Origin of the sequence: Phenylobacterium sp. LjRoot219 (genome assembly GCF_964252995.1) — a bacterium.
Taxonomy (GTDB): Bacteria; Pseudomonadota; Alphaproteobacteria; order Caulobacterales; family Caulobacteraceae; genus Phenylobacterium.
This window is the reverse complement of sequence record NZ_CAXUQI020000001.1, coordinates 3,142,647-3,165,613: the sequence shown is the minus strand read 5'-3', so window position 1 is coordinate 3,165,613 and position 22,967 is coordinate 3,142,647. Positions and strand designations below refer to the sequence as shown.

General features: G+C 70.4%; 21 protein-coding genes. 5 read left to right on the top strand and 16 right to left on the bottom strand.

Annotated features, from left to right (window positions below; translation table 11 throughout):
* Positions 1-87 precede the first annotated feature (87 nt).
* Positions 88-1,077: a glycosyltransferase family 9 protein gene (locus ACSQ14_RS15455; RefSeq protein WP_436014303.1), complete on the bottom strand. Its 990-nt coding sequence runs from the start codon at positions 1,075-1,077 to the stop codon at positions 88-90.
* Positions 1,077-2,240: a glycosyltransferase family 4 protein gene (locus tag ACSQ14_RS15450; protein WP_436014301.1), complete on the bottom strand. Its 1,164-nt coding sequence runs from the start codon at positions 2,238-2,240 to the stop codon at positions 1,077-1,079. The genes ACSQ14_RS15455 and ACSQ14_RS15450 overlap by 1 nt, the downstream gene beginning before the upstream one ends.
* 92 nt (positions 2,241-2,332) lie before the next feature.
* On the opposite strand from ACSQ14_RS15450, the gene ACSQ14_RS15445 reads away from it, so the two are divergent.
* Positions 2,333-3,079 carry an alpha/beta hydrolase gene (locus tag ACSQ14_RS15445; protein WP_436014300.1) on the top strand — a complete coding sequence of 249 codons (747 nt, stop codon included), beginning with the start codon at positions 2,333-2,335 and terminating at the stop codon, positions 3,077-3,079.
* 148 nt (positions 3,080-3,227) lie between these two features.
* Here ACSQ14_RS15445 and ACSQ14_RS15440 read toward each other — a convergent pair whose 3' ends face one another.
* From ACSQ14_RS15440 to ACSQ14_RS15430, 3 genes are all read right to left on the bottom strand, one after another.
* Positions 3,228-4,097: an SDR family oxidoreductase gene (locus ACSQ14_RS15440; RefSeq protein ID WP_436014299.1), complete on the bottom strand. Its 870-nt coding sequence runs from the start codon at positions 4,095-4,097 to the stop codon at positions 3,228-3,230.
* A gap of 3 nt (positions 4,098-4,100) precedes the next feature.
* A complete protein-coding gene (locus tag ACSQ14_RS15435; RefSeq protein WP_436014297.1) occupies positions 4,101-5,315 on the bottom strand; it encodes an NAD-dependent epimerase/dehydratase family protein in 1,215 nt (404 codons plus the stop codon).
* 199 nt (positions 5,316-5,514) lie between these two features.
* Positions 5,515-6,384, bottom strand: coding sequence for a UTP--glucose-1-phosphate uridylyltransferase (locus tag ACSQ14_RS15430; RefSeq protein WP_436014295.1), 870 nt, complete (start codon positions 6,382-6,384; stop codon positions 5,515-5,517).
* Positions 6,385-6,620: 236 nt separating this feature from the next.
* Here ACSQ14_RS15430 and ACSQ14_RS15425 point away from each other — a divergent pair, with 236 nt between their 5' ends.
* Positions 6,621-6,887 carry a hypothetical protein gene (locus ACSQ14_RS15425; protein ID WP_436014293.1) on the top strand — a complete coding sequence of 89 codons (267 nt, stop codon included), beginning with the start codon at positions 6,621-6,623 and terminating at the stop codon, positions 6,885-6,887.
* 58 nt (positions 6,888-6,945) lie between these two features.
* Here ACSQ14_RS15425 and glmS read toward each other — a convergent pair whose 3' ends face one another.
* On the bottom strand, positions 6,946-8,766 hold the full coding sequence (gene glmS / locus ACSQ14_RS15420) for a glutamine--fructose-6-phosphate transaminase (isomerizing) (RefSeq protein ID WP_436014291.1): 1,821 nt from the start codon (positions 8,764-8,766) through the stop codon (positions 6,946-6,948).
* Positions 8,767-8,888: 122 nt separating this feature from the next.
* Here glmS and glmM point away from each other — a divergent pair, with 122 nt between their 5' ends.
* On the top strand, positions 8,889-10,241 hold the full coding sequence (glmM, locus tag ACSQ14_RS15415; RefSeq protein WP_436014289.1) for a phosphoglucosamine mutase: 1,353 nt from the start codon (positions 8,889-8,891) through the stop codon (positions 10,239-10,241).
* 31 nt (positions 10,242-10,272) lie between these two features.
* Here glmM and ACSQ14_RS15410 read toward each other — a convergent pair whose 3' ends face one another.
* The 5 genes from ACSQ14_RS15410 to ACSQ14_RS15390 are packed head-to-tail and all read right to left on the bottom strand — an operon-like array spanning position 10,273 to position 15,390.
* Positions 10,273-10,887: a TetR/AcrR family transcriptional regulator gene (locus ACSQ14_RS15410; RefSeq protein WP_436014287.1), complete on the bottom strand. Its 615-nt coding sequence runs from the start codon at positions 10,885-10,887 to the stop codon at positions 10,273-10,275.
* 4 nt (positions 10,888-10,891) lie between these two features.
* Positions 10,892-12,031, bottom strand: coding sequence for an ABC transporter permease (locus tag ACSQ14_RS15405; protein ID WP_436014285.1), 1,140 nt, complete (start codon positions 12,029-12,031; stop codon positions 10,892-10,894).
* Complete coding sequence (locus ACSQ14_RS15400) at positions 12,028-12,951, bottom strand: ABC transporter ATP-binding protein (protein WP_436014283.1); 924 nt, start codon at positions 12,949-12,951, stop codon at positions 12,028-12,030. The genes ACSQ14_RS15405 and ACSQ14_RS15400 overlap by 4 nt, the downstream gene beginning before the upstream one ends.
* Positions 12,948-13,952, bottom strand: coding sequence for an HlyD family secretion protein (locus ACSQ14_RS15395; RefSeq protein WP_436014281.1), 1,005 nt, complete (start codon positions 13,950-13,952; stop codon positions 12,948-12,950). The genes ACSQ14_RS15400 and ACSQ14_RS15395 overlap by 4 nt, the downstream gene beginning before the upstream one ends.
* The gene (locus ACSQ14_RS15390; RefSeq protein ID WP_436014279.1) at positions 13,945-15,390 is read right to left on the bottom strand and encodes an efflux transporter outer membrane subunit; all 1,446 of its coding nucleotides are present in this window, start codon (positions 15,388-15,390) and stop codon (positions 13,945-13,947) included. The genes ACSQ14_RS15395 and ACSQ14_RS15390 overlap by 8 nt, the downstream gene beginning before the upstream one ends.
* Positions 15,391-15,600: 210 nt before the next feature.
* Between ACSQ14_RS15390 and ACSQ14_RS15385 the strand changes: the two genes are divergently transcribed.
* Entirely contained in the window at positions 15,601-15,762 is a 162-nt protein-coding gene (locus tag ACSQ14_RS15385) for a hypothetical protein (RefSeq protein WP_436014277.1), read from the top strand.
* Between the two features lie 81 nt (positions 15,763-15,843).
* Here the strand turns inward: ACSQ14_RS15385 and ACSQ14_RS15380 are convergent, their stop codons facing one another.
* The 5 genes from ACSQ14_RS15380 to ACSQ14_RS15360 form a co-directional block, all read right to left on the bottom strand.
* Positions 15,844-17,148, bottom strand: coding sequence for a UDP-glucose dehydrogenase family protein (locus tag ACSQ14_RS15380; RefSeq protein WP_436014275.1), 1,305 nt, complete (start codon positions 17,146-17,148; stop codon positions 15,844-15,846).
* A 140-nt stretch (positions 17,149-17,288) separates the two neighbouring features.
* A complete protein-coding gene (locus tag ACSQ14_RS15375) occupies positions 17,289-18,791 on the bottom strand; it encodes a phosphomannomutase/phosphoglucomutase (protein WP_436014273.1) in 1,503 nt (500 codons plus the stop codon).
* A gap of 217 nt (positions 18,792-19,008) precedes the next feature.
* Positions 19,009-20,646 (bottom strand): phosphoglucomutase (alpha-D-glucose-1,6-bisphosphate-dependent), encoded by a 1,638-nt coding sequence (pgm, locus tag ACSQ14_RS15370; RefSeq protein WP_436014271.1) that lies wholly within the window; start codon positions 20,644-20,646, stop codon positions 19,009-19,011.
* A 113-nt stretch (positions 20,647-20,759) separates the two neighbouring features.
* The gene (locus ACSQ14_RS15365; RefSeq protein WP_436014269.1) at positions 20,760-21,725 is read right to left on the bottom strand and encodes a KpsF/GutQ family sugar-phosphate isomerase; all 966 of its coding nucleotides are present in this window, start codon (positions 21,723-21,725) and stop codon (positions 20,760-20,762) included.
* Complete coding sequence (locus ACSQ14_RS15360) at positions 21,722-21,967, bottom strand: hypothetical protein (protein WP_436014267.1); 246 nt, start codon at positions 21,965-21,967, stop codon at positions 21,722-21,724. Before ACSQ14_RS15360 ends, ACSQ14_RS15365 begins: the two co-directional genes overlap by 4 nt.
* Before the next feature lie 247 nt (positions 21,968-22,214).
* Between ACSQ14_RS15360 and gpmA the strand changes: the two genes are divergently transcribed.
* Positions 22,215-22,928 (top strand): 2,3-diphosphoglycerate-dependent phosphoglycerate mutase, encoded by a 714-nt coding sequence (gene gpmA, locus ACSQ14_RS15355; protein WP_436014265.1) that lies wholly within the window; start codon positions 22,215-22,217, stop codon positions 22,926-22,928.
* The last annotated feature ends 39 nt before the right edge of the window (positions 22,929-22,967 follow it).

The following is a 22,967-nucleotide window of genomic DNA, read 5'->3' as shown; positions in this document are numbered from 1 at the left end:
GGCTCCGGGTTGTTGATACGCAAACGCCGGTTCGCTTCCACAGCGGACCGGTGCTGATCGAGTATATGCGTGAGGGTTACCGCGGTATCAAGCCGCGCCCGCCCTCGCACCGATCAAACTTTGTGCCCGTTGCGCCACGGTCGCGACCGCCAGGTCGGACAATCGCTCGGCGCGCAGCACCGCGACCTGGCCGCGGGGGGCCGACAGCGCCGGGTCCGAGGCGCTGGAGAACAGCACCACGGTGGGCGCGCCGGCGGCGGCGGCCAGGTGCAGCGGGCCGGTGTCGTTGCCGACCGCCAGCGCCGCCTTGGCGCCGAGGACGGCGATGCGGCCGAAGTCGGTGCGGCCGGTCAGGTCGCGGGCGCGCGGCACCTCGCGCTGGATGGCGTGGGCCAGCGGCGTCTCCTGCGGCCCGCCGATGATCACGATGTCGAAGCCCTTGGAATAGAGGATGCGGGCCAGCTCGCCGTACTTCTCGACCGGCCAGCGCTTCTCCGGCCGGTGGGCCGAGCCGCCGGGCACGAACATCACGTAGGGGCGGGGCTTGACCCCGCCGGCCACCGGCCGCTCGGCTGGCAGGTTCTTCCAGACCCACGACAGGTCCGGCGGCGGCGCGGTCCCGGGCTCGGTCGGCGCGTCCGGCCAGATGCCCGCGTACATCAGCTGGTCGGCCTGGCGCTCGAGCGTGTGCATCGAGTTGCGCAGCGGATTCTGGTGCGGCAGGGCGCAGCCGAAGGCGATCCCAGACCAGGCCGGCGGCTTGGGCCGCAGCGCCTGGAAGATGCGGCCTGAATGGGCCGAGGTCTGCAGGTCGTAGACCCGGTCGTAGCCGGCCTGGCGTATCCGCTTGCGCAGCGCCATCCACTGGCCGAAGTTTTCTGGCCGGCCGTCGGTCTCGACGCGGTTGAAGTAGGGGCAGCTCTTGGCCAGCGCCTCGAACGGCGGAGTGGTCAGCAGGGTGATGTGCGCCTTGCGGTGCGCCTCGCGGATCTTCTTCATCGCCGCCAGGGCGAGCACGAAGTCGCCCAGCGCCGAGAGCTTGATGACCAGGATCTTCTCGACCTTGCGCGGCGACATCAGGCTCGGGCCTCCAGCACCCGTTCGTAGGCCGTAAGCGTGGCTTCGCACATCGCCTCGACCCGGTAGAGGCTCCGCGCGCGGACCTGCGCGGCGGCGCCCATGCGGTCGCGGCCGGCGGGGCCAAGGTCGATCGCCTCGGCGAGGGCGTCGGCCCAGGCGCCGGCGTCGCCGGGCGGGGCCAGCCAGCCGGTCTCGCCGGCGACCACCGTCTCCAGCGTGCCGCCGTGGGCGGCGGCGATCACCGGGCGGCCCATGGCCTGCGGCTCGACGGCGGCGCGGCCGAAGGACTCCGGCACGGTGGTCGGCAGGATGGCGAGGTCGCAGAGCAGGAAGGCGGCCGGCATGTCGTCACAGTGTCCGACAATCCTGATCGCTTCCTGAAGACCGGCGGCGGCGATCGCCCCGGCAAGTTCCTGGCGGTAGTCGGTGCGGCCCTGATCGTCGCCGGCGAACAGGATCAGGAAGTCGTCGCGGCCCTGCGCGCGCAGCCGCTGCGCCGCCTCGACGATCGTCAGGTGGCCCTTAATGCGGGTGAGCCGCCCGGCCAGCAGGATCTTGGTGCGGCGGTCGTCCGGGGCGATCCCCCAGGCCTGGTTGAGCGCGTCGACCCGCTCGGGCGCGATGTGCGCCGGGTCGAAGCGGTCGAGGTCGACGCCGCGCGGGATGGCGACGACCTTGGCCGGATCGATGCGGTGCTCGGCCAGCACGTGGGCGCGGGTGTAGTCGGAGTTGGCGATCACCAGGTCGCCGCGGGTCATCACCGCATTGTACCAGCGCTTCAGCCCGCTCTTGGCCTTGTAGATGCCGTGGTAGGTGGCGACGAAGGGCGTGCCGGTCGCCTGCGCCGCCCACAGCGCGGAGAAGGCCGGCGCGCGCGAGCGGGCGTGCACCAGGCTGACCTTCTCGCGGCGGATCAGGTCGACCAGGCGCGCGGCGTTGCCGAGGATCACCAGCGGGTTCTTGGAGTGCGCCGGCAGGGTGACGAGCCGCCCGCCGTCGGCCTCGAGCCGCGACACCATCCGCCCGCCGCGGCTGGCCACCAGGGCGCGGCCGCCGGCCGTGGTGACCGCGCGGGCGATTTCCAGCGCGCTCAGTTCGGCGCCGCCGGTCTCGAGTTCCGGGACGACCTGGAGAAGGGTGAAGTCGGATGGAAGCGCCACGGCCCTTGCTTAGCGTCAAAAGCAGTCGCGTAAAGGGCCGCGACGGACCGCGACGCGCTGACGCGGCGGCCACCGCGCGCTAAGAGGCGGGCATGAGCGAGACGAGTGGATTTCTGGCGCGCCCGGACGGCGAGCGGCTGGCCTGGCGGCGGGTGGCGGGCGCGGGCCCGACGGTGGTCTGGCTGAGCGGCTATCGTTCGGACATGGCCGGCAGCAAGGCCGAGGCGCTGGCCGAGTGGGCCAAGGCCAAGGGGCGCAGCTATCTGCGCTTCGACTACTTCGGCCATGGGGAGTCTTCCGGCGACTTCGTCAAAGGCACGATCACCCGCTGGCGCGAGGACGCGCTGGCGGTGATCGACGAGATGACCGAGGGACCGCTGGTGCTGGTCGGCTCGTCGATGGGCGGCTGGATCGCCTGCCTGGCGGCGATGGCGCGGCCCGAGCGGATCGCCGCCATGACCTTGATCGCCCCGGCCCCCGACTTCACCACCAAGTTGATGCCGACGCGGTTCCCGCCGGAGGCGCTGGACGCCATCCGCGACGCCGGGGTCTGGATGCAGCCGTCGGAGTACGGCGATCCCAACCCGATCACCCGGGCCTTGCTGGAGGACGGCGCCCGCTGGTCGATCCTCGACGCGCCGGTGCCGATCACCGCGCCGGTGCGCATCCTGCAGGGCGGCGAGGACCCCGACGTGCCCTGGCGCCACGCGCTGGAGCTGGCCCAGGCGATCAAGAGCGTCGATGTGGTCTTCAGCCTGATCAAGGACGGCGATCACCGGCTGTCGCGCGAGCAGGACATCGCGCGGCTGGTCGCGGCGGTGGACGAGTTGGCTTCCTAAAAGCCTGTCATCCCGGAAGCCGCGCCAGCGGCTGTCCGGGACCCATGAACACATTGCGTGCAGATTGGCCGCCGAACGGCCGCGCGCTCCTGGGCATCGCCGTGTTCATGGGTCCCGGTCTTTCGCTGCGCGAAAACCGGGATGACAGCTATGGGGCGCGTTCTTCCGCGTCCAGCACCGCCCGCAGCCCTTCGCGATAGGTCGGATAGGCCGGCCGCCAGCCGAGCTCGGCCTTGGCCAGCGCGTTCGAGACCCGTTTGCTCTCGGCATAGAAGCGCTGCGCCGCTGGCGGCAGGCGGGCGTCGGCCAGGGCGACCTCGGGCGGCGGCGGCAGGCCGAGCAGTTCGGCGGCGTAGCCGACCACCTCGCTGTTCGGGCAGGGCAGGTCGTCGCACAGATTGTAGGCCGCCCCGGCGCGCGGCCGGGCGATCGAGGCTTCCAGGCCGCCGGCGAGGTCGTCGACGTGGATGCGCGAGAACACGTGGCCGGGGCTGGTGATGCGCCGCGCGCGGCCTTCCCGCAGCCGGTCGAAGGTCGAGCGCCCGGGCCCGTAGATCCCTGGCAGCCGGAAGGCCTGCACCGTCAGCCCCATGCCGCGGCCGACCTGCCACCAGTCGCGTTCGGCCCGCACCCGGCGCGCCCCCTCGACCGACAGCGCCGCGAGCCGGCTGGTTTCGAACACCCAGCCGCCGCGCCGGTCGCCGTAGACGCCGGTGGTCGACAGGTAGCCGATCCAGTCGGGGAAGGCGCGGGCGGTGGCCAGGGCGGGGACCAGGGCCTTCAGCGCCGGGCAGCCGTCGGCGGTCGGCGGCGCGCTGACCAGGATCGCCTGGGTCGTCGCCAGCGCCGCGGCCAGCCGGGCCGGATCGTCGAGCGGGACCGGCTCTATGCCCCGGTCCTGCAGGCGCACGGCGTCCTCCGGCCGGCGGCAGCTGGCGGCGATCGCCCAGCCGTGCGGACGCAGGCGCCTGGCCAGCGCCTCCGCGGCGAATCCATACCCGAACGCGAACAGCCGCAAGGTCTACTCCGCGGCGGCCACGGACTCCGCCTGGGCGGCTGCGGCGGCGGCGGCGCGCTCCGCGTTCCAGTGCGAGACGCAGGGGATTTTCGACAGGTCGGCCCGGTCGGCGTAGGCGCGGGCGATCTCGGCGACTTCCAGCAACAGCCCGTCCTCCAGGGTGATCGGATCCAGACCATAGGCCAGGAGCCGCCGGTTCTCGACCGCCAACTCGTTCTCCTCGGCCTCCTGGCGCGGGTTCGGCTGGTGCGACACCTGCGCGCCGGTCAGCCGCGCGACCATCTCGGCGAGCTCGCGCACCCGCCAGCACTCGGTCATCTGGTTCATCACCTTGACCCGCTCGCCGCGCTTGGGCGGGTTGGCCAGCGCCAGCTCGACGCAGCGGACGGTGTCCTGGATGTGGATGAAGGCCCGGGTCTGCCCGCCGGTCCCATGCACCGTCAGCGGGTAGCCGACCGCGGCCTGCATCAGGAAGCGGTTCAACACCGTGCCGTAGTCGCCGTCATAGTCGAAACGGTTGATCAGCCGCGCATCGAGGCGGGTCTCGCGGGTCTGGGTGCCCCAGACGATGCCCTGGTGCAGGTCGGTGATCCGCAGCCGGTCGTTGCGGGCGTAGAACTGGAACAGCAGCGCGTCCTGGGTCTTGGTCAGGTGGTAGATCGAGCCGGGATTGGCCGGATAGAGGATCTCGCGCGCCTCCCAGCCGCCCGGCGTCTCCATCTGCACCGTCAGATAGCCTTCCGGGATCGCCATGCCGCTCGCGCCATAGCCGTAGACCCCCATGGTGCCGAGGTGCGCCAGATGGATGTCGAGGCCGCTTTCGACGACGGCGGCGAGCACGTCGTTGGTGGCGTTGAGGTTGTTGTCGATGGTGTAGCGCTTGTGCTGCGCCGACTTCATCGAATAGGGCGCGGCGCGCTGCTCGGCGAAGTGGACGACGGCGTCCGGCCGCCAGGTCCGCAGCAGCGCCAGCAGGGCGTCATAATCCTTGCCAATGGTGAGCCGGTGGAAGTCGACGCTCCGCCCGGAGATCTCGCGCCAGGCCGCCAGCCGTTCCTCGATGCCGGCGATCGGCGTCAGCGAGCCGGCCTGCAGCTCTTCGTCGATGCGCCGGCGCGACTGGTTGTCGGCGATCGCCACCTCATGGCCCTGGGCCGACAGATGCAGCGCGGTGGGCCAGCCGCAGAAGCCGTCGCCGCCGAGGATCAGGACGCGCATCGGTTTTCGCTGCCCTCACGTTCAAAGGGCTAACTCACGAAACGCGGTTTGGGCGCCGCTCCCCTCGGGGAAGGGCTGCGGCAACGCCCAAACGCCCCCTCAGTCGGCTTCGCCGACTGCGCTCAGATCCTCCACCGCGCAGCGGGGGCGGTGGATCGCGCCGTCAGGCGCGAGACGGAGGGGGCGTTTGCGGCGCCGCTTACAGCAGGTCCTGGATCATCTTCCGCGCCGCGTCGGCGAGGTCGGGGCGGCGCAGCGCGAAGGCGACGTTGGCGCGCAGCAGGCCGAGCTTGTCGCCGCAGTCGTAGGTGACGCCTTCGTACTCCAGGGCGTGGAAGTCCTGGCGGCGCATCAGGGTCGCCATGCCGTCGGTCAGCTGGATCTCGCCGCCGGCGCCGCGTTCCTGGGTCTCGAGGATCTCGAAGATCTCCGGCTGCAGGATGTAGCGGCCGGAAATGAACAGGTTGGAGGGCTCGGTCCCCGGCGCGGGCTTCTCGACCATGCCGGTCATCCGGTTGACCCGGCCGTTCTGCGCCTCCAGCGCGACGATGCCGTACTTGTGGGCCTCGCCTTCCGGCGCCGGCTCGACGACGACGACGTTGCCGCCGACTTTCTCATAGGCGTCGACCGCCTGGGCCAGGGCCGGGCGCTCGGCGGCCATCAGCATGTCCGGCAGCATCACCGCGAACGGCTCGTCGCCGATCACGTCGCGGGCGCACCAGATGGCGTGGCCCAGGCCGTGCGGCGCCATCTGGCGCACGAAGCTCATCTGGCCCGGCTGCGGCAGGTCGCGACGCACCTCCTCGAGGATCGCGGTCTTGCCCTTGGCCTCCAGCGCCTGCTCGATTTCGGGCGCCGCGTCGAAGTAGTCCTCGATCGCGCCCTGCCCACGTCCGACAATGAAGACGAAATGTTCGATGCCCGCGGCGCGAGCTTCTTCGACGACGTACGAAAGGATCGGGCGATCCACTACGTTGAGCATGTTCTTGGGCGTGGTCTTCGCCCCCGGGAGCACCCGGGTACCCAGTCCGGCCACCGGCAGCACAGCCTTACGCACGCGTTTCGTCATCAAGTCCTCCGACCTTTCTTCTTCCGCCTGCTGGGCGCTTGGCGGAGCCTCACACGCCTTCACGGCCCTTACGATCCGGTGAAGGCGCCTGGGAAGCACCTGCGCCCGCCAGAGCGCAACATCGCGACAGCTTGCGACAAAATTGCGCTTGCCTAGCATGATCACGATTACGGGATCACACGAACACGTGTATGACTCGCCTCGCCGGGGGATTGTCCTCCAGGGGAGCCTAGCCAATGAAGATGCGCGTTCTGACCACGGTCGCCGCCGCCGCCGTCCTGGCCGCGAGCCTGTCCGCCTGCCAAAAGAAGGCTGAAGAAGCCAACACCGGCAACACCGCTGAAGTGGCGGCCCCGGTCGACACCGCCAACACCATGGCGCCGGAAGCCGGCAACACCGCGATGGACGCGGGCAACGCGATGGCCGGCAACGCCCCGGTCGAAGCGAACGCCATGGCCGGCAACGCCATGGCTGGCAACGCCGCGACCGGCAACGCCCAGTAAGAGTTTCTGCGTGCGGCCGCCCCGGGGGGCGGCCGCCGCATTTTGCGAGCCTGAGCCGCTATTCGACGGTGACGGACTTCGCCAGGTTGCGCGGCTGATCGACGTCCGCGCCCTTCTGCACCGCCACATGATAGGCCAACAGCTGGATCGGCGCTGACAGCACCAGCGGCGCGATCAGCGGGTCGCAGCGCGGCGCGGTGACCACCACCTTCGCGCCCTTCGGCGCATGGCGCTCGCCGTCCGGATCGGTGATGAAGATCACCTGGCCGCCACGGGCCATCACCTCGCTCATGTTCGAGGCGGACTTCTCGAAATAGCTGTCGAACGGCGCGAGGATGACGATCGGCGTCTGCTCGTCGACCAGGGCGATCGGCCCGTGCTTCAGTTCGCCGGCGGCGTAGCCTTCGGCGTGGATATAGCTGATCTCCTTGAGCTTCAGCGCGCCTTCGAGCGACAGCGGGTACATCGGGCCGCGGCCGAGGTAGAGCACGTCGCGGGCCTTGGCGACCTCGACGGCGACGCTGCGCACGGCGTCCTCCAGCTGGATCGACTCGGCGATCAGCCGCGGCGCCTCCAGCAGCACCCGCACCATGCGCTTCTCTTCGGCCTCGTCGATGCGGCCGCGCGCCCGGGCCGCGGCGATCGCCAGCGCGGTCAGCACGCTGACCTGGGCGGTGAAGGCCTTGGTCGAGGCGACGCCGATCTCCGGGCCGCAGTGGATCGGCCAGATCACGTCGACCTCGCGGGCGATGGTCGACTCCACCGTGTTGACGATGGCGGCGCTCTTCATCCCCTTGGCCTGGCAGTAGCGCAGGGCGGCCAGGGTGTCGGCGGTCTCGCCCGATTGCGACATCGCCACCGCCAGCGACCGCGCGCTCAGCGCCGGCCCGCGGTAGCGGAATTCCGAAGCGATCTCGACGTCGACCGGCAGGTCGGCGAGCTGCTCGATCAGATACTTGCCGAGCAGGCCGGCGATGTAGGAGGTGCCGCAGGCGACGATTTGGATCCGCTCGACCGTGGCGAAGTCGAAGTCGCCCGGCACCGTGGTGCGGTCGGTCAGGGTGTCGACATAGGCGGCGATGGTCCGCTGACAGCCCTCGGGCTGATCGTGGATCTCCTTCTCCATGAAGTGGCGGTAGTTGCCCTTCTCCATCACCGCGGCGGAGGCCGGCAGGATCTTGATCGGCCGTTCCGCGGGCAGCCCGGCCTGGTCGAAGATCTGCGCGCCACGGTGATCGATGACCGCGTAGTCGCCGTCCTCGAGGTAGGCCACGCGGTTGGTGAAGGGCCCGAGCGCCAGGCCGTCGGAGCCCAGGAACATCTCGCCGTCGCCGAAGCCCAGCGCCAGCGGCGGGCCGTTGCGCGCGCCGAGGATCAGCTCGCGCTCGCCGCCGACCAGCACGCACAGCGCATAGGCGCCGCGCAGCTTGTCGAGCGTGGCCTTGAAGGCGGCGACCGGCTCCAGCCCGTCGTTCAGCGTCTCGTCGAGCAGGTGGGCGACCACCTCGGTGTCGGTGTCGCTGGCGAACACCCGGCCCTTGGCCTGCAGCGCGGCCTTCAGCTCGGCGAAGTTCTCGATGATGCCGTTGTGCACCACGGCCACGCGGCCGGCGATGTGCGGGTGGGCGTTGCGCTCGGTCGGCGCGCCGTGGGTCGCCCAGCGGGTGTGGCCGATGCCGGTCGAAGCGGGCAGCGGCGCTTCGGCGAGCACGGCTTCCAGTTCGCGCAGCTTGCCGGGGGCGCGGCGGCGCTCCAGCTTGCCGCCGACCTGGGCCGCGACGCCGGCGGAGTCGTAGCCGCGATACTCGAGCCGCTTCAGGCTCTCGACGAGACGCTCAGCGACAGGCCTGGTCCCGACGATGCCGATGATGCCGCACATGGGCTATGTCTTCCTTTATGGTACACCGCGCGAATGCGGCCACGCTCTGACGCTACGGCCTTTATCACTGGCTAAGCGGTCGTGAACTAAATCTCAGTTTCGCATTCCTTCGAGAACATCCGATGAGCAAGCGCGCCTACTTTGGCACCGACGGCATCCGCGGGCAGGCCAATCTTCACCCGATGACGGCGGAGGTCGCGCTGCGCGTCGGCCTCGCCGCCGGCAAGCTTTTCAAGTCCAAGGACGAGCGCCGCCACCTGGTGGTGATCGGCAAGGACACCCGGTTGTCCGGCTACATGATCGAGCCGGCGCTGGTCGCCGGCTTCACCAGCGTCGGCATGGACGTGCGCCTGTTCGGCCCGCTGCCGACGCCGGGCGTGGCGATGATGACCCGATCCTTGCGCGCCGATCTGGGCGTGATGATCTCGGCCTCGCACAACGCCTTCTCCGACAATGGCATCAAGCTGTTCGGCCCGGACGGCTACAAGCTGTCGGACGAGCGCGAGCTGGAGATCGAGGCGTTGATGGACCAGGGCCTGCAGGAAGGCCTGGCCTCGCCGAGCGGCCTTGGCCGGGTGACGCGGATCGACGACTGCCAGGCGCGTTACGTCGAGATCGCCAAGGCGACCTTCCCGCGGCGGCTGAACCTGAACGGCATGCGGGTGGTGGTCGATTGCGCCAACGGCGCCGCCTACAAGGTCGCGCCGACCGCGCTCTACGAACTGGGCGCAGAAGTGATCCCGGTCGGGGTCTCGCCGAACGGCTTCAACATCAACGAGGAATGCGGCTCGACCCATCCGGGCGCCATGCAGCGCCTGGTCAAGGAGTACCGCGCGGACATCGGCATCGCGCTGGACGGCGACGCCGACCGGCTGGTGATCTGCGACGAGAAGGGCTCGGTCATCGACGGCGACCAGATCATGGCGCTGATCGCCGCCCACTGGGCCAAGCGCGACCGGCTGAGCGGCGGCGGGGTGGTGGCCACCGTGATGTCCAACCTCGGCCTCGAGCGGTTCCTGCAGGCCAAGGGGCTGAAGCTGGAGCGCACCCAGGTCGGCGACCGCTACGTCATGGAGAAGATGCGCGCCGGCGCGTTCAACCTCGGCGGCGAGCAGTCCGGCCACATCATCCTGCGCGACTACGCCACCACCGGCGACGGCCTGCTGGCGGCGCTGCAGGTGCTGGCGGTGCTGCGCGAGAGCGACCAGCCGATGAGCGCCCTGGCCCGCCAGTTCGAGCCGGTGCCGCAGCTGCTGGAGAACGTCCGCTTCGCCTCCGGCAAGCCGCTGGAGACCAGCGCCGTGCAGAAGGTGATCGCCGACGCCGAACAGCGGCTGAACGGCTCCGGCCGGATCGTCGTGCGCGCCTCGGGCACCGAACCGCTGATCCGCATCATGGCCGAGGGCGACGACGAGACCCTGGTCAACCAGGTGGTCAAGGAGATCGCCGGCGTCGTGAAGCAGGTCGCGGCCTGAGCCTTCCTCCCCCTCGCAGGGGAGGAGCGGACTAATTGAACAGATTGCCGAGGTGGACCTGCAGCAGCTCGTCCGTCGGGCCGGTGACGGATTCCAGGTCGAAGTCGCGGGCGAGCGCCACCAGCATCAGCGGGGCGATGACCAGTTGCGGGAAGTCGGCGGTGCCGGCGGTGCGCAGCTCGCCGGCGGCCCGCGCCCGCTGCAGCAGGGCGGAGACGCGGCGCAGCATCGGGACGACGATCTCCTCGCGGTAGAACCGCGTGGCCTCCGGGAAGCGGATGGTCTCGGACATGATCAGCCGGATCACGTCGCCGGTGCGGGTCTCGGCGAGCCGCTGCAGCAGCGCCGTGAGAACCGCTTCCAGCGCCGCCTTCGGCCCGGCGACGTCGTCCTCCAGCAGGGCGGCCATGGCGGCGGCGACCGGCGCCATCTCGGCGCGGATCGCGGCGGCGAACAGCGCCTCCTTGTCCTTGAAGTGCAGATAGACCGTGCCCTTGGCGACCTCGGCGCGGCGCGCGACGTCTTCGATCCGCGTCGCGGCGAAGCCGTGGGCGATGAACTCCGCGAGCGCGGCCTCCAGCACCGCTTCGCGCCGCTCCTGGGCCATGAGGTCCCGCCGGTTGCGGGGTCTTGGCGTCTCGCTCATGGCGCTAGTCCAGCGTCCGGCGCGAGCGGGCCAGGGTCAGGCTGGCGACGACGAACAGGAAGGTCAGCAGCGCCAGCAGGTCGGGGATCATGTCGGCCAGCACCTGGCCCTTCAGCAGCGAGCCGCGGACGACGCGCAGGAAATGGGTGATCGGGATCGCCTCGCCGAGGATCCGCGCCCAGTGCGGCAGGCCGAGGAACGGGAACAGGAAGCCCGACAGGAACAGCGACGGCAGCAGGTAGAAGATCGTCAGCTGCATGGCCTGCAGCTGGCTGCGCACCAGGGTGGAGATCAGATAGCCGAGCGACAGGTTGTTGACGATGAACAGGAAGAGGCCGGTCGCCAGCGCCAGCCAGCCGGCCGGCGTCTGGGCCATCGGTACGCCGAACAGCAGCCGGGCGAGCAGCAGCACGATGACCGACTGCACCAGGCCGACCAGCACATAGGGCGACAGCTTGCCGATCATCACCTCGAGCGCGTTGGCCGGGGTGGCCAGCAGGGTCTCCATGGTGCCGCGTTCGACCTCGCGGGTGACCGCCATGGCGGTCATCATCACCAGCGTCATCGACAGGATGATCGCCAGCAGCCCCGGCACGATGTTGAAGGCGGTGATGCCCTCGGGATTGTACAGCCGGTGGACGACGACCTCGAAGGCCGGCACAGGAGCCGGCCGCGCGCCGACGCCCTGCAGGTCGTGGCGCAGGGCCTGCTCCGGCAGGGCGGCGACGGCGGCGGCGACGCCGGCGGCGGCCATCGGATCGCTGGCGTCGATCTCCGCCAGGATCTGCGCGCCGTCGTTCTTCAGCACCCGCTGCGAGAAGTCCGGCGGGATGGTCAGCGCCAGCGCGATGTCGCCGCGGCGCATCAGCCGGTCCATCTCGGCTTCCGAGGTCGGCAGGAACCTGACGTCGACGTAGTCGGTGAGCTCGAGGGTCGCGACGACGGCGTCGGCGAGCCGGCCGTGGTCGTGCGCCATCACCGCCGCCGGCAGGTGGCGCGGGTCGGTGTTGATCGCGTAGCCGAACAGCAAGAGCTGCACGAGCGGCAGCACCAGGATCATGGCGTAGGTGATCCGGTCGCGCCGGAGCTGGGTGAACTCCTTGGCCATCACGGCGAAGACGCGCAGCGGCGACAGCCCGCTCATGAGGCGTACCGATCGTCGGTCTTGCGGCCCATCAGCTGGATCAAGACGTCCTCGAGCGAGGGCTTCACCTCCTCCCAGCGGAAGGGTGCGCGCCGGTAGGGGGCGATCGCCGCCTCCAGCGCCGGCCGGTCGGTCCCGCTGACGTGCAGCGCGGCGCCGAAGGCCGAGGCGCTGAGCACGCCGGGCCGGTCCTCCAGCTCGCGCGCCACCTGCTCGATGTCGGGGCCTTCGGCGTTGAAGGTCGCCAGGTCCGAGCGGGCGACGATCTCCTCGGCCGTGCCGCGGGCGATCAGCTCGCCGAACAGGATGTAGCCGATGTCGTGGCAGCGCTCGGCTTCGTCCATGTAGTGGGTGGAGACCAGGACGGTGAGGCCGTCCGCCGCCATCGAGTGGATCTCGTCCCAGAACTCGCGCCGCGCCTTGGGATCGACGCCGGCGGTGGGCTCGTCGAGCAACAGCAGGCGCGGCTCGTGCAGGGTCGCGGCGGCCAGCGCCAGCCGCTGCTTCCAGCCGCCGGAGAGCGCGCCGGCGAGCTGGCTGCGGCGGTCCTGCAGTCCCAGGCGGCGCAGCGCCTCGGCCACCCGCGCCGGCCGGTTGTCGAGCTCGTAGACCCGGGCGACGAACTGCAGGTTCTCCTCGATGGTCATGTCTTCGTAGAGCGAGAACCGCTGGGTCATGTAGCCGGTCTGGCGCTTGATCGCCTCGCTCTGGGTGCGGAAGTTCAGCCCCAGCACCTCGCCTTCGCCGCTGTCCGGCGTCAGCAGCCCGCAGAGCAGCCGCAGGGTGGTGGTCTTGCCCGAGCCGTTGGGGCCGAGAAAGCCGGTGATCCGGCCCTCCTCGACGGTGATCGAGACGTCGCGGACCACGTGCTTGTCGCCGAAGCTCTTGTTCAGGCCGCGGACATCGATGGCGGCGGTCATCGGCGCGGCAGGTCCCGAAGCGCGCCGGCGACGTCCATCGGCTGGCCGGGCGTCAGCGCCAGCGGCGCGGAGGGGACGGCCTCGACCAGGAAGACCAGCTTCTGGCGGGCGTCGAGGCTGTAGATCACCGGCGGGGTGTATTCCGGCCGGGAGCTGACGAAGTCGATGACCGCGGTCATGCCCTGGCGGCAGCCGTCGCAGCCGATCACCACCCGGCGGCCGGGCGGGTAGCCGTTCACCAGCGCCTGCGGAACGTAGAAGCGCACGCGGATCTCGTCGGTCGGCACAATCGTCACCACCGGGACGTTCGGCGGCACAGTCTCGCCCGGCTTGAACATGATGTCGTCGATCCGCCCGGCGCGCGGGGCGGTGGGCGCCAACTCGTCCAGCTCGCGCTGCGCGGCGCTGAGGCCGGCGCGGGCCTCGGTGACCTGCGCCTGCGCGCCTTCGATCGCCGCGGCGGCCGCGCCGAGCTGAGTGCGCGCCGCGTCGCGCCGGCCGAGCGCGGCGAGGTGCGTGGCCCGGGTCTGGTCGATCTGCAGCTGGGCGACCGAGCCCGGCTTCTCCCGCTGGGCGGCGGACAGGCGGCTCAGCTCCGCGCCGGAGCGCTCGGCGTCGGCGACCGCCGCGGCGAGGTCGGCGCGGGCCCGGGCCAGCGCCGCCTGCTGGCCGGCGACCGAGGCCTGGTTGGCGGTGATCTGCGCCCGCGCCCGGTCGGCCTCGGCGGCGCGCACGGTGGGGTCGATGCGGAACAGCGGCGCGCCCGGGGCGACCGACTGGCCGCGGCGTACGGCGATCGTCGCGACCGTGCCGGCGACCGGCGAGGCCATGAAGATGTTCTCGCTGACGACATAGCCGGTGAACAGCTCGTCGCTGCGGCGGTGGGGCTTGAGCACCAGCCACAGCACGACGGCCAGCACCGCCACGACGGCGAGGACGGGCAGGGCCTGCGGCGGCAGGCGGCGGCGCTCGCGCGGCGGGAAACTGGCGGTCTCAGCCAAGGGGTTCTCCTGCGGCGGATGCGGCGCGGCGGGCGTCCCAGCCGCCGCCGAGCGCCTTGTAGAGCGCTACGGCGTCCTGGGCGGCGGACGCGTCGGCCTGGGCGACGGCGTCCTGCGTGGTCAGCCAGGACTGTCGCGCCTCGAGCACGTCGAGGAACGGGATCAGGCCGTTGCGATAGCGCACCTGGGTGGTGTCGGCGGCGTCGCGGGCGGCCTGCTCGGCCGCGCGCAGCTGGGCGAGGCGGCGGCGGTCGGCGCCCAGTCGGCTCAGCGCGTCTTCGACCTCCTTCAGCGCCGTCAGCACCTGGGCGTCGTAGGCGACCAGCGCTTCCTGGGCCTGGGCTTCGCGCAGGCTGACCGTCGCGCGGCGCTGGCCGCCGTCGAACAGCGGCAGGCTGGCGCGGCCGGCGGCGTTCAGCTGCAGGCTGTCGGCCTCCAGCAGGGAGGCCAGCGACAGGGAGATCAGCTGCGCGGCGCCGGTCAGGCTGATCCGCGGGTAGAGATCGGCGACCGCGACGCCCTGGTCGGCGACGGCGGCGGCCAGCCGGCGCTCGGCGGCGCGCAGGTCGGGCCGGCGCAACAGCAGCTCGGACGGCAGGCCGGGCGGAACCTGCGGCGGCGTCGCCGGGGCGGGGGGCGGGGCCGCCAGGCGCTGGGCCAGCGCCATCGGCGGCTCGCCTAGCAGCACGCCCAGCGCATGCAGTCGTCCGGCCCGCTGGGCGATCAGGTCCTCGCGGGTTGCGGCGAGCTGCTCGATCTCGCGCTCCTGGCGGCGCTCGTCGAGGCTGGTGACGATCCCGTGGCGCGCGCGCGTGCGGACGAAGTCCAGCAGCTCACGCTCCGCGGCGAGGTGGGTCTCGGCGATGGCGATGCGCCGCTGCAGCGCGCGGTACTGCAGGTAGCTGTTGGCGACCTCGGCCCCGACTAGCACCTCGGCGTCGCGCGCCGACCACTCGGCCGCCAGCGTGCGCGCCGTCGCCGCCTCCACCGCGCGGCGCTGGCCGCCGAACAGATCCAGCTCCCAGGCCGCGTCGAAGCCGACCTGGTAGGTGTCGAACTCCAGGCCAGGAATGCCGAGCGCGGACGCCGGCGAACCGCCGGGCGTGCCGAGGCCGAGCAGTTCGCCGGGCACCGCATTCTCGCTCAGCCGGGTGTGCGCCGCCTGGCCGCTGGCGTTGAGCGTCGGCAGGCGGCCGGCGCCGGCGATCCGCGCCTCAGCGCGCGCCTGGCGGATGCGGGTCGCCGCGACGCGAATGTCGGGGTTGGCGGTCAGCGAGCGGGTCACCAGATCGGTGAGGGTCGGATCGTCGAACCCGGTCCACCAGGCGGCGAGGTCGGCGCCGCGCGCGCCGGCGTCGGTGGGCTCGGCGAAGGCGACCGGCGGGCGGACGTTCGGCGATCGGTAGCCGGGCCCTACGACGCAACCGCCGAGGAGCAACAGCGCGGACGCCGCGCAAAAGGCGAGGGCTCTGGCCACCCCCGGAGGCTGATCTTGAATGACCGGTCAGTCAATTAACTGGCGAGGCGTTCTGTCGCAGAACCCGTTATGCTTAAGCTCGGGGCAACCCTACCCAAGCCTGAATCGTTATGACATAGTCGTAATAATCCGACCCGCTGAGAGGTCGGAGGCAACGGTTTGGGAGGTCGCATGGGGCGCCATTTCGCCCTCATCGGAGCTGGCAAGCCCGATCAGCGCGCTGCGCGGTCGATGGCCTGTCTCGCCTTCGTCATTTTACTAAGCATCGCCTTCTGGGCCGGCGCCCTTTGGATCGCCGACTTCCTGATCCGCGTCGGGTCGCTCGGCTACTGAGCCCCCGAACCTGAGCTAGGTCCGACTGCCAAATCGCCACGGCGCGCCGCTTCCGCGCGCCGGGCCGATACCTCCAGAACCTCAGATCCGCCCGATGCTTGTGTAGGCGAAGCCGCGGGCGCGCATGTCGTCCGGCTTGTAGATGTTGCGCAGGTCGACCAGCACCGGCTTGTTCATCAGGAGCTTCATCCGGTCGAGGTCCAGCGCCCGGAACTGATCCCACTCGGTGATGATCACCAGCGCGTCGGCGCCTTCGGCCGCGGCGTAGGGGTCGTCCTTGAACTCCACCCGCGGCAGCATCTGCTTGGCCTCGTGGCCCTCGGGGTCGAAGGCCTGCACCCGCGCGCCCGCGGCTTGCAGCGCCGGGATGATGTCGAGGCTGGGGGCGTCGCGCATGTCGTCGGTGTTCGGCTTGAAGGTCAGGCCGAGCACGCCGATGGTCTTGCCGGCGAGGTCCTGGCCGTCGACCGCGGCCATCACCTTCTGGCTCATCGCCTTCTTGCGCTTGTCGTTGACCGCCACCGTGGTCTCGATCAGCTGCATCGGGGCCTGATAGTCCCGCGCGGTCTTGACCAGCGCCAGGGTGTCCTTCGGGAAGCAGGAGCCGCCGTAGCCCGGGCCGGCGTTGAGGAACTTGCCGCCGATCCGCTTGTCGAGGCCGATCCCGCGGGCGACCTGCTGCACGTCGGCGCCGACCGCTTCGCACAGGTCGGCGATCTCGTTGATGAAGGTGATCTTCATCGCCAGGAAGGCGTTGGCCGCGTACTTGATCAGCTCCGAGGTGCGCCGGCCGGTGAACTGGATCGGCGTCTCGTTGAGATACAGCGGGCGGTAGAGTTCGCGCATCACCGCCTGGGCCCGCTCGTCGCTGGCGCCGACCACCACCCGGTCGGGGCGCTTGAAGTCCTCGATCGCCGCGCCCTCGCGCAGGAACTCCGGGTTCGACACGACCGCGACGTCGGCCTCGGGCCGCACCCGCTGCATGATCGCCTCGATCTCGTCGCCGGTGCCGACCGGCACCGTCGACTTGGTGACCACGACGGTGAAGCCCTCGATCAGGCCGGCGATCTCTTCGGCCGCGGCGTAGACGTACGACAGGTCGGCGTGGCCATCGCCGCGCCGCGACGGGGTGCCGACGGCGATGAACACCGCGTCGGCCTTCTTCACGGCTTCCGCCGCTTCCGTCGTGAAGAATAGCCGGCCGGCCTTGACGTTGTCGGCGACCAGCTTGTCGAGCCCCGGCTCATAAATCGGAATGCCGCCGGCCTGCAGCCGCGCGATCTTGCCGGCGTCCTTGTCGATGCAGGTCACCACGTGGCCGAAGTCGGCGAAACAGGCGCCGCTCACCAGGCCGACGTAGCCAGTGCCGATCATCGCGACGTGCATGGATCAAGGTCCTTCAAGAAAAGCTCGAAATTGTACTGCCGCGCCGGTCCCGGCGTCAGTCGCAAGCGGCGGTGGAAAGGGCTTTCGCTCAGATGCCGGCGGGGGCTGAAGCCCGCGCCATCTTCTGAGCGGATGGCCGGTCAGATTTCTTGATTGTAGGCGCCGACTTCCGGATGGGCGGCGAGGCGGGGCTTCACTTCCTCGCGGAACAGGGCGCGCATGTCGGCGTCGGACTGCGAGCTTTCCACCACCACGACGATCTCGGGCTTGTTGGACGAGGCGCGCACCAGCACCCAGGAGCCGTCCTCCAGCGCCACGCGCACGCCGTTGACGGTGATCAGGTCGATGATCTTGCGGCCGAGGATCGAGCCGCCTGCCTCGAACAGCTTGCGGTATTCGGCGATGACGTCGTCGACCACCCGGTACTTCACCTCGTCGGCGCAGTGCGGGCTCATGGTCAGCGAGGTGTAGGCGACCGGCAGGGCCTTCTTCAGGTCCGAGAGCTTCTTGCCCGGGTTGCGGTCGAGCATGGAGAGGATGGCGGCGGCCGCCACCAGCCCGTCGTCGTAGCCGCGGCCGAGTGGGGTGTTGAAGAAGAAGTGGCCGCTCTTCTCGAAGCCGGCGAGCGCGCCGAGCTCGGCGGTCTTGCGCTTGATGTAGGAGTGGCCGGTCTTCCAGTAGACGGTCTTGGCGCCGTTGGCCTTCAGCACCTCGTCGGTGGCGAACAGGCCGGTCGACTTCACGTCGACGATGAAGGTGGCGTCCTTGTGCAGGGCCGAGAGGTCGCGCGCCAGCATCAGGCCGATCTTGTCGGCGAAGATCTCCTCGCCCTCGTCGTCGACCACGCCGCAGCGGTCGCCGTCGCCGTCGAAGCCCAGCGCCACGTCGGCGCCGTGCTTCCGCACCTGCTCGGCCATGGCGTGCAGCATCACGCTGTCTTCCGGGTTCGGATTGTATTTCGGGAAGTTGTAGTCGAGCTCGCAATCCATCTCGATCAGCTCGACCACGCCCATCGCCTTCAGCGCCTTCACCGCGAAGGCCCCGGCGGTGCCGTTGCCGCAGGCGGCGATGACCTTCAGCGGCCGGGTCAGCCGGGCGCGCGAGGCGGCGTCGGCGATGTAGCGCTCGGCGACGCCGCCGATCATGGCGACCGAGCCGCCGGGGCGCTGCTTCCACTCGCCCTTCAGCACGATCTCCTTCAGCCGGCCCATCTCGTCGGGGCCGAAGGTCAGCGGCTTCTGCGCGCCCATCTTCACCCCGGTCCAGCCGTTCTCGTTGTGGCTGGCGGTGACCATGGCGACGCACGGCGCGTCGAGGTCGAACTGGGCGAAGTAGGCCATCGGCGAAACCGCCAGGCCGATGTCCAGCACTTCGCAGCCGGCGGCGACCAGGCCGATGGTCAGGGCCTGTTTGATCGACAGCGAATAGGAGCGGTAGTCGTGGCCGACGACGATCCGGCTTTGGCCGAGCTCATGGATTTGGGTGCCCAGGCCCAGGCCCAGGGCCTGAATGCCGAGCAGATTGATCTCCGGACCGAACAGCCAGCGCGCGTCGTACTCGCGGAAGCCGGTCGCCTTCACCAGGGGTAGGATCTCGTAGTCGAAGGTGTTCGGGACCAGGTCCGCGCGAGGTGCAGGCAGCATCGGAACTCCGGATAATGCGGGTACGTCGCTATTCTAGAGGAAGGGCGCGCTTGTGGAACGTTTGAGTTAGTTCAGCTTCCTTGGCGCAAGCTGAATGGCTCGCCTCTGTGTCAGCTGTGTTGCGGCTGTCCGAGGTGTGGCTGCTCGCCGCCGGGATTGCTCGAAAGCGGTGCAACGCCCGGGTCGCGACGCGGCGTGGAGCTCCGCCCCTCGCCGATCAGCCTTGCAGTGCTTCCGAGACGACCCCGCGAGCCTCGTCCTGCACCTGCCGCAGATGATCTTCGCCGAGGAAGGACTCGGCGTAGATCTTGTAGACGTCCTCGGTGCCGGAGGGCCTGGCCGCGAACCAGGCGTTCTGGGTCACGACCTTCAACCCGCCGATCGGCTCGTCGTTGCCCGGCGCGCGGGTCAGAACCTGAGTGATCGGCTCGCCGGCCAGGACGTCGGCGGCGACGTCCTTGGGACTGAGCGCGCCCAGGCGCGCCTTTTGCTCGCGGGTCGCCGGCGCGTCGAGACGCGCGTAAGCGGGGGCGCCGTGCTTGGCGGCGAGGGCGGCGTAGTGCTCGCTGGGGCTCTTGCCCGAGGTCCCCATGATCTCCGCCGCGAGAAGGGCCAGAAGAATGCCGTCCTTGTCGGTGGTCCACACCGAGCCGTCTTCCCGCAGGAAACTGGCCCCGGCGGATTCCTCGCCCCCGAAGCCGATACTGCCGTCCAGCAGGCCAGGGACGAAGTACTTGAAGCCGACCGGCGTCTCGAGCAGCCCCCGCCCGAGGTCGGCGGCCACCCGGTCGATCATCGAAGAGGAGACGAGGGTCTTGCCCACCGCGACCTTCGCGCCCCACTGCTCGCGACGACGGAACAGATAGTCCACCGCGACCGCGAGATAGTGATTGGGGTTCATCAGGCCGCTGTCGGCGGTGACGATGCCATGGCGGTCCGCGTCGGCGTCATTGCCGGTGGCGATGTCGTACGTCGCCGGTCCTCGCATGATCTCGATCAGGTTGGCCATCGCCGCCGGCGATGAGCAGTCCATCCGGATCTTGCCGTCGGTGTCCAACGGCATGAAGGCCCAGCGCGGATCCACCGTGGTGTTGACGACCGTCAGGTCGAGGCCGTGACGGTCGGCGATCTCGCCCCAGTAGCCGACGCTGGCGCCGCCGAGCGGATCCGCGCCGATCTTCACCTTGCCACGGCGCACCGCGTCCAGATCGAGGATGCTCGGGAGGTCGTCGACGTACTCGCCCAGGAAATCGTAACGCCCTGCCGCGGCGACCGCGCGCTCGAATGGGATGCGCCGGACGCCGCTCAGGCCGTTGGCGAGCAACTCGTTGGCGCGCTTCGCGATCGCGCTTGTGGCGTCGGAGCCCGCGGGCCCGCCCGAGGGTGGGTTGTACTTGAAGCCCCCGTCCCGCGGCGGGTTGTGAGATGGCGTGATGACGATGCCGTCCGTTCGGCCAGGCGCCTGGCGATTCAGCTTCAGAATGGCGTGCGAGACGGCGGGCGTCGGCGTGAAGGCGTCGCGCGAGTCGACCAGGGCGTCGACGCCGTTGCCGGCGAGCACCTCGAGGGTGGTGCGCCAGGCCGGCTCGGAGAGCGCATGGGTGTCCCGGCCGATCAGGATCGCGCCCGTGACGCCCTGGGTCGCGCGGTATTCGACGATCGCCTGGGTGATGGCGGCGATATGATCCTCGTTGAAGGCGCCGTCGAAGCTCGATCCACGATGCCCCGAGGTGCCGAAACTGACCCTCTGGGCCGGATCAGCCGGATCGGGCCGTCGCTCGCTGTAGCTGCGGATGAGGGCGTCCACGTCGACGAGATCTTCGGGACGGGCGCGCTGGCCAGCTCGGGGATGCATACAAAAGTCGTACCGTCCGCCAGCGGCCGCGGCAACCTCAGGCCGCGCTTGCGCAGTTGGTCAACGGCGGGAGGGCGTGCGGACGCACCAGAGCGGCGCGCGGCGCTGCTGGCTCACATCACGCCGGCGCGCAGGATGTCGTGCACGTGGAGGATGCCGACCGGCCGCTCGTTCTCGACGACGAACAGCACGGTGACGGCCGGGGCAGGGTCGCTCATGCGGGAGAGGGCTTCGGAGGCCAGCATGTGCGGCGGCACGGTCTTCTTCGGGCCCGGCGTCATAACCTCGCCGGCGGCGTGGTCGAGCAGGCCGTCGATGTGCCGGCGCAGGTCGCCGTCGGAGATCGCCCCGACCAGCCGCCCATCGGCGTCGGTGACGCCGACGATGCCCCAGCGCTTCTCGCTCATCACCAGCAGCGCCTGGCGCATCGGCGTGGCCTGATCGACCAGCGGCAGCTCGCTCTGGCCATGCATCAGGTCGCGCACCGTGCGCAGCATGGCGCCCAGCTTGCCGCCCGGGTGGAACAGGTGGAAGTCCTGCGGCTGGAAGCCCCGCTGCTCGAGCAGCGCCACCGCCAGCGCGTCGCCGAGCGCGATCTGCAGGGTGGTCGAGGTGGTCGGCGCGTTGACCGCCGCCGTCGCCTCGCGCGCCTCGGCGAGCTGCAGCACCACGTCGCCGGCGCGGCCGAGCGCGCTGCCGGGATCGGCGGTGATGGCGATCAGCGGTATGGCGAAGCGCTTGGCGTAGGCCAGCACGTCGGCCAGCTCGCGCGCCTCGCCGGACTTCGACAGCGCCAGGATCACGTCGTCGCCGGTGATCATGCCGAGGTCGCCGTGGCTGGCCTCGGCCGGGTGGACGAAGAAGGCCGAGGCGCCGGTCGAGGCGAAGGTGGCGGCGATCTTGCGCGCCACGTGGCCGGACTTGCCCATGCCGGTGCAGATGATCCGGCCCTTGGCGGCGGCCAGCAGATCGACCGCGCGGCCGAAGGTCTCGTCCAGCGCCGTGACCTGGCTGGCCAGGGCCTCGGCTTCTGCGGTCAGCACCCGGCGGCCGACGGCGATCGCGTCGAAGCTGCTCATTGGCCGGGCGCGATCGCTTGGGTCTGCGCCGCGCGCACCGCGTCGCGGGCGTCGTTCAGCCGCTTCTGCGAGGCCTCGGTCTCCAGGCGCATCGCCTCCTGCACTTCGGGGCGCTGTTGCACCGGCAGGTGGCCGAACGGCGCGGGCGAGCGCGCGCCCAGGCCCTGCGGCCAGACCAGCGCCAGCGCGATCGTGGCGAGGGTGAGCACGCCCAGGAGCGGCAGGAAGAGACGGTCGAGCATCGGCCGCTCTATAGCCGGTCGGCGAGGCGGCTCCTAGATGCTCCCCCTCAGGGGGAGCTCCGCCGAAGGCGGTGAGGGGGTTTCCGCTCAGATGGTTGGTGCTGGCGTCATCAGTGTTTGAGTGGAAACCCCCTCCGGCCCTTCGGGCCACCTCCCCCTGAGGGGAGGACCTTTGTGGGTTGACGCCGGCGGGCCTCAGGCCCTAGCGCCTCCTGCGAACAAGAAATCTCCCAGAAAGGTCACGCCCTTGCCGACGCTCATCCTGCTGCGCCATGGCCAAAGCCAGTGGAACCTCGACGACCGGTTCACCGGCTGGGTCGACGTCGACCTGACCGCCGAGGGCGAGGCCCAGGCGAAGAAGGGCGGCGAGCTGATCAAGCAGACCGGCATCGCCATCGACCGCTGCTACACCTCGGTGCTGACCCGGGCGATCCGCACCTCCTGGCTGGCGCTGGCCGCGGCCGACCAGGCCTATGTGCCGGAGGTCAAGGACTGGCGGCTGAACGAGCGCCACTACGGCGGCCTGACCGGCCTCAACAAGACCGAGACCGCCGCCAAGCACGGCGCCGACCAGGTGAAGGTGTGGCGCCGCTCCTACGACGTCCCGCCGCCGCCGCTGGCCGCCGGCGGCGAGTTCGACTTCTCCAAGGACCGCCGCTACGCCGGCGTGGCGCTGCCCGACACCGAGAGCCTGAAGTCGACGCTCGACCGGGTGCAGCCCTACTGGGAGAGCGACATCGTGCCGCACCTGAAGGCCGGCGAGACGCTGCTGGTGGCGGCGCACGGCAACTCGCTGCGGGCGATCGTCAAGCTGCTGTTCAACCTGTCCGACGCGGCGATCATCGACGTCGAGGTGCCGACCGGCAATCCGCTGCTGATCGAACTGAACAGCGACCTGCAGCCGACCGCGGCGCGCTACCTCGACGCGGCGCGCGCGACGGCGCTGCCGGCGTTGGCGTAAGTTCTCGGCTCGTCCCGGCGAAAGCCGGGACCCAGCCCC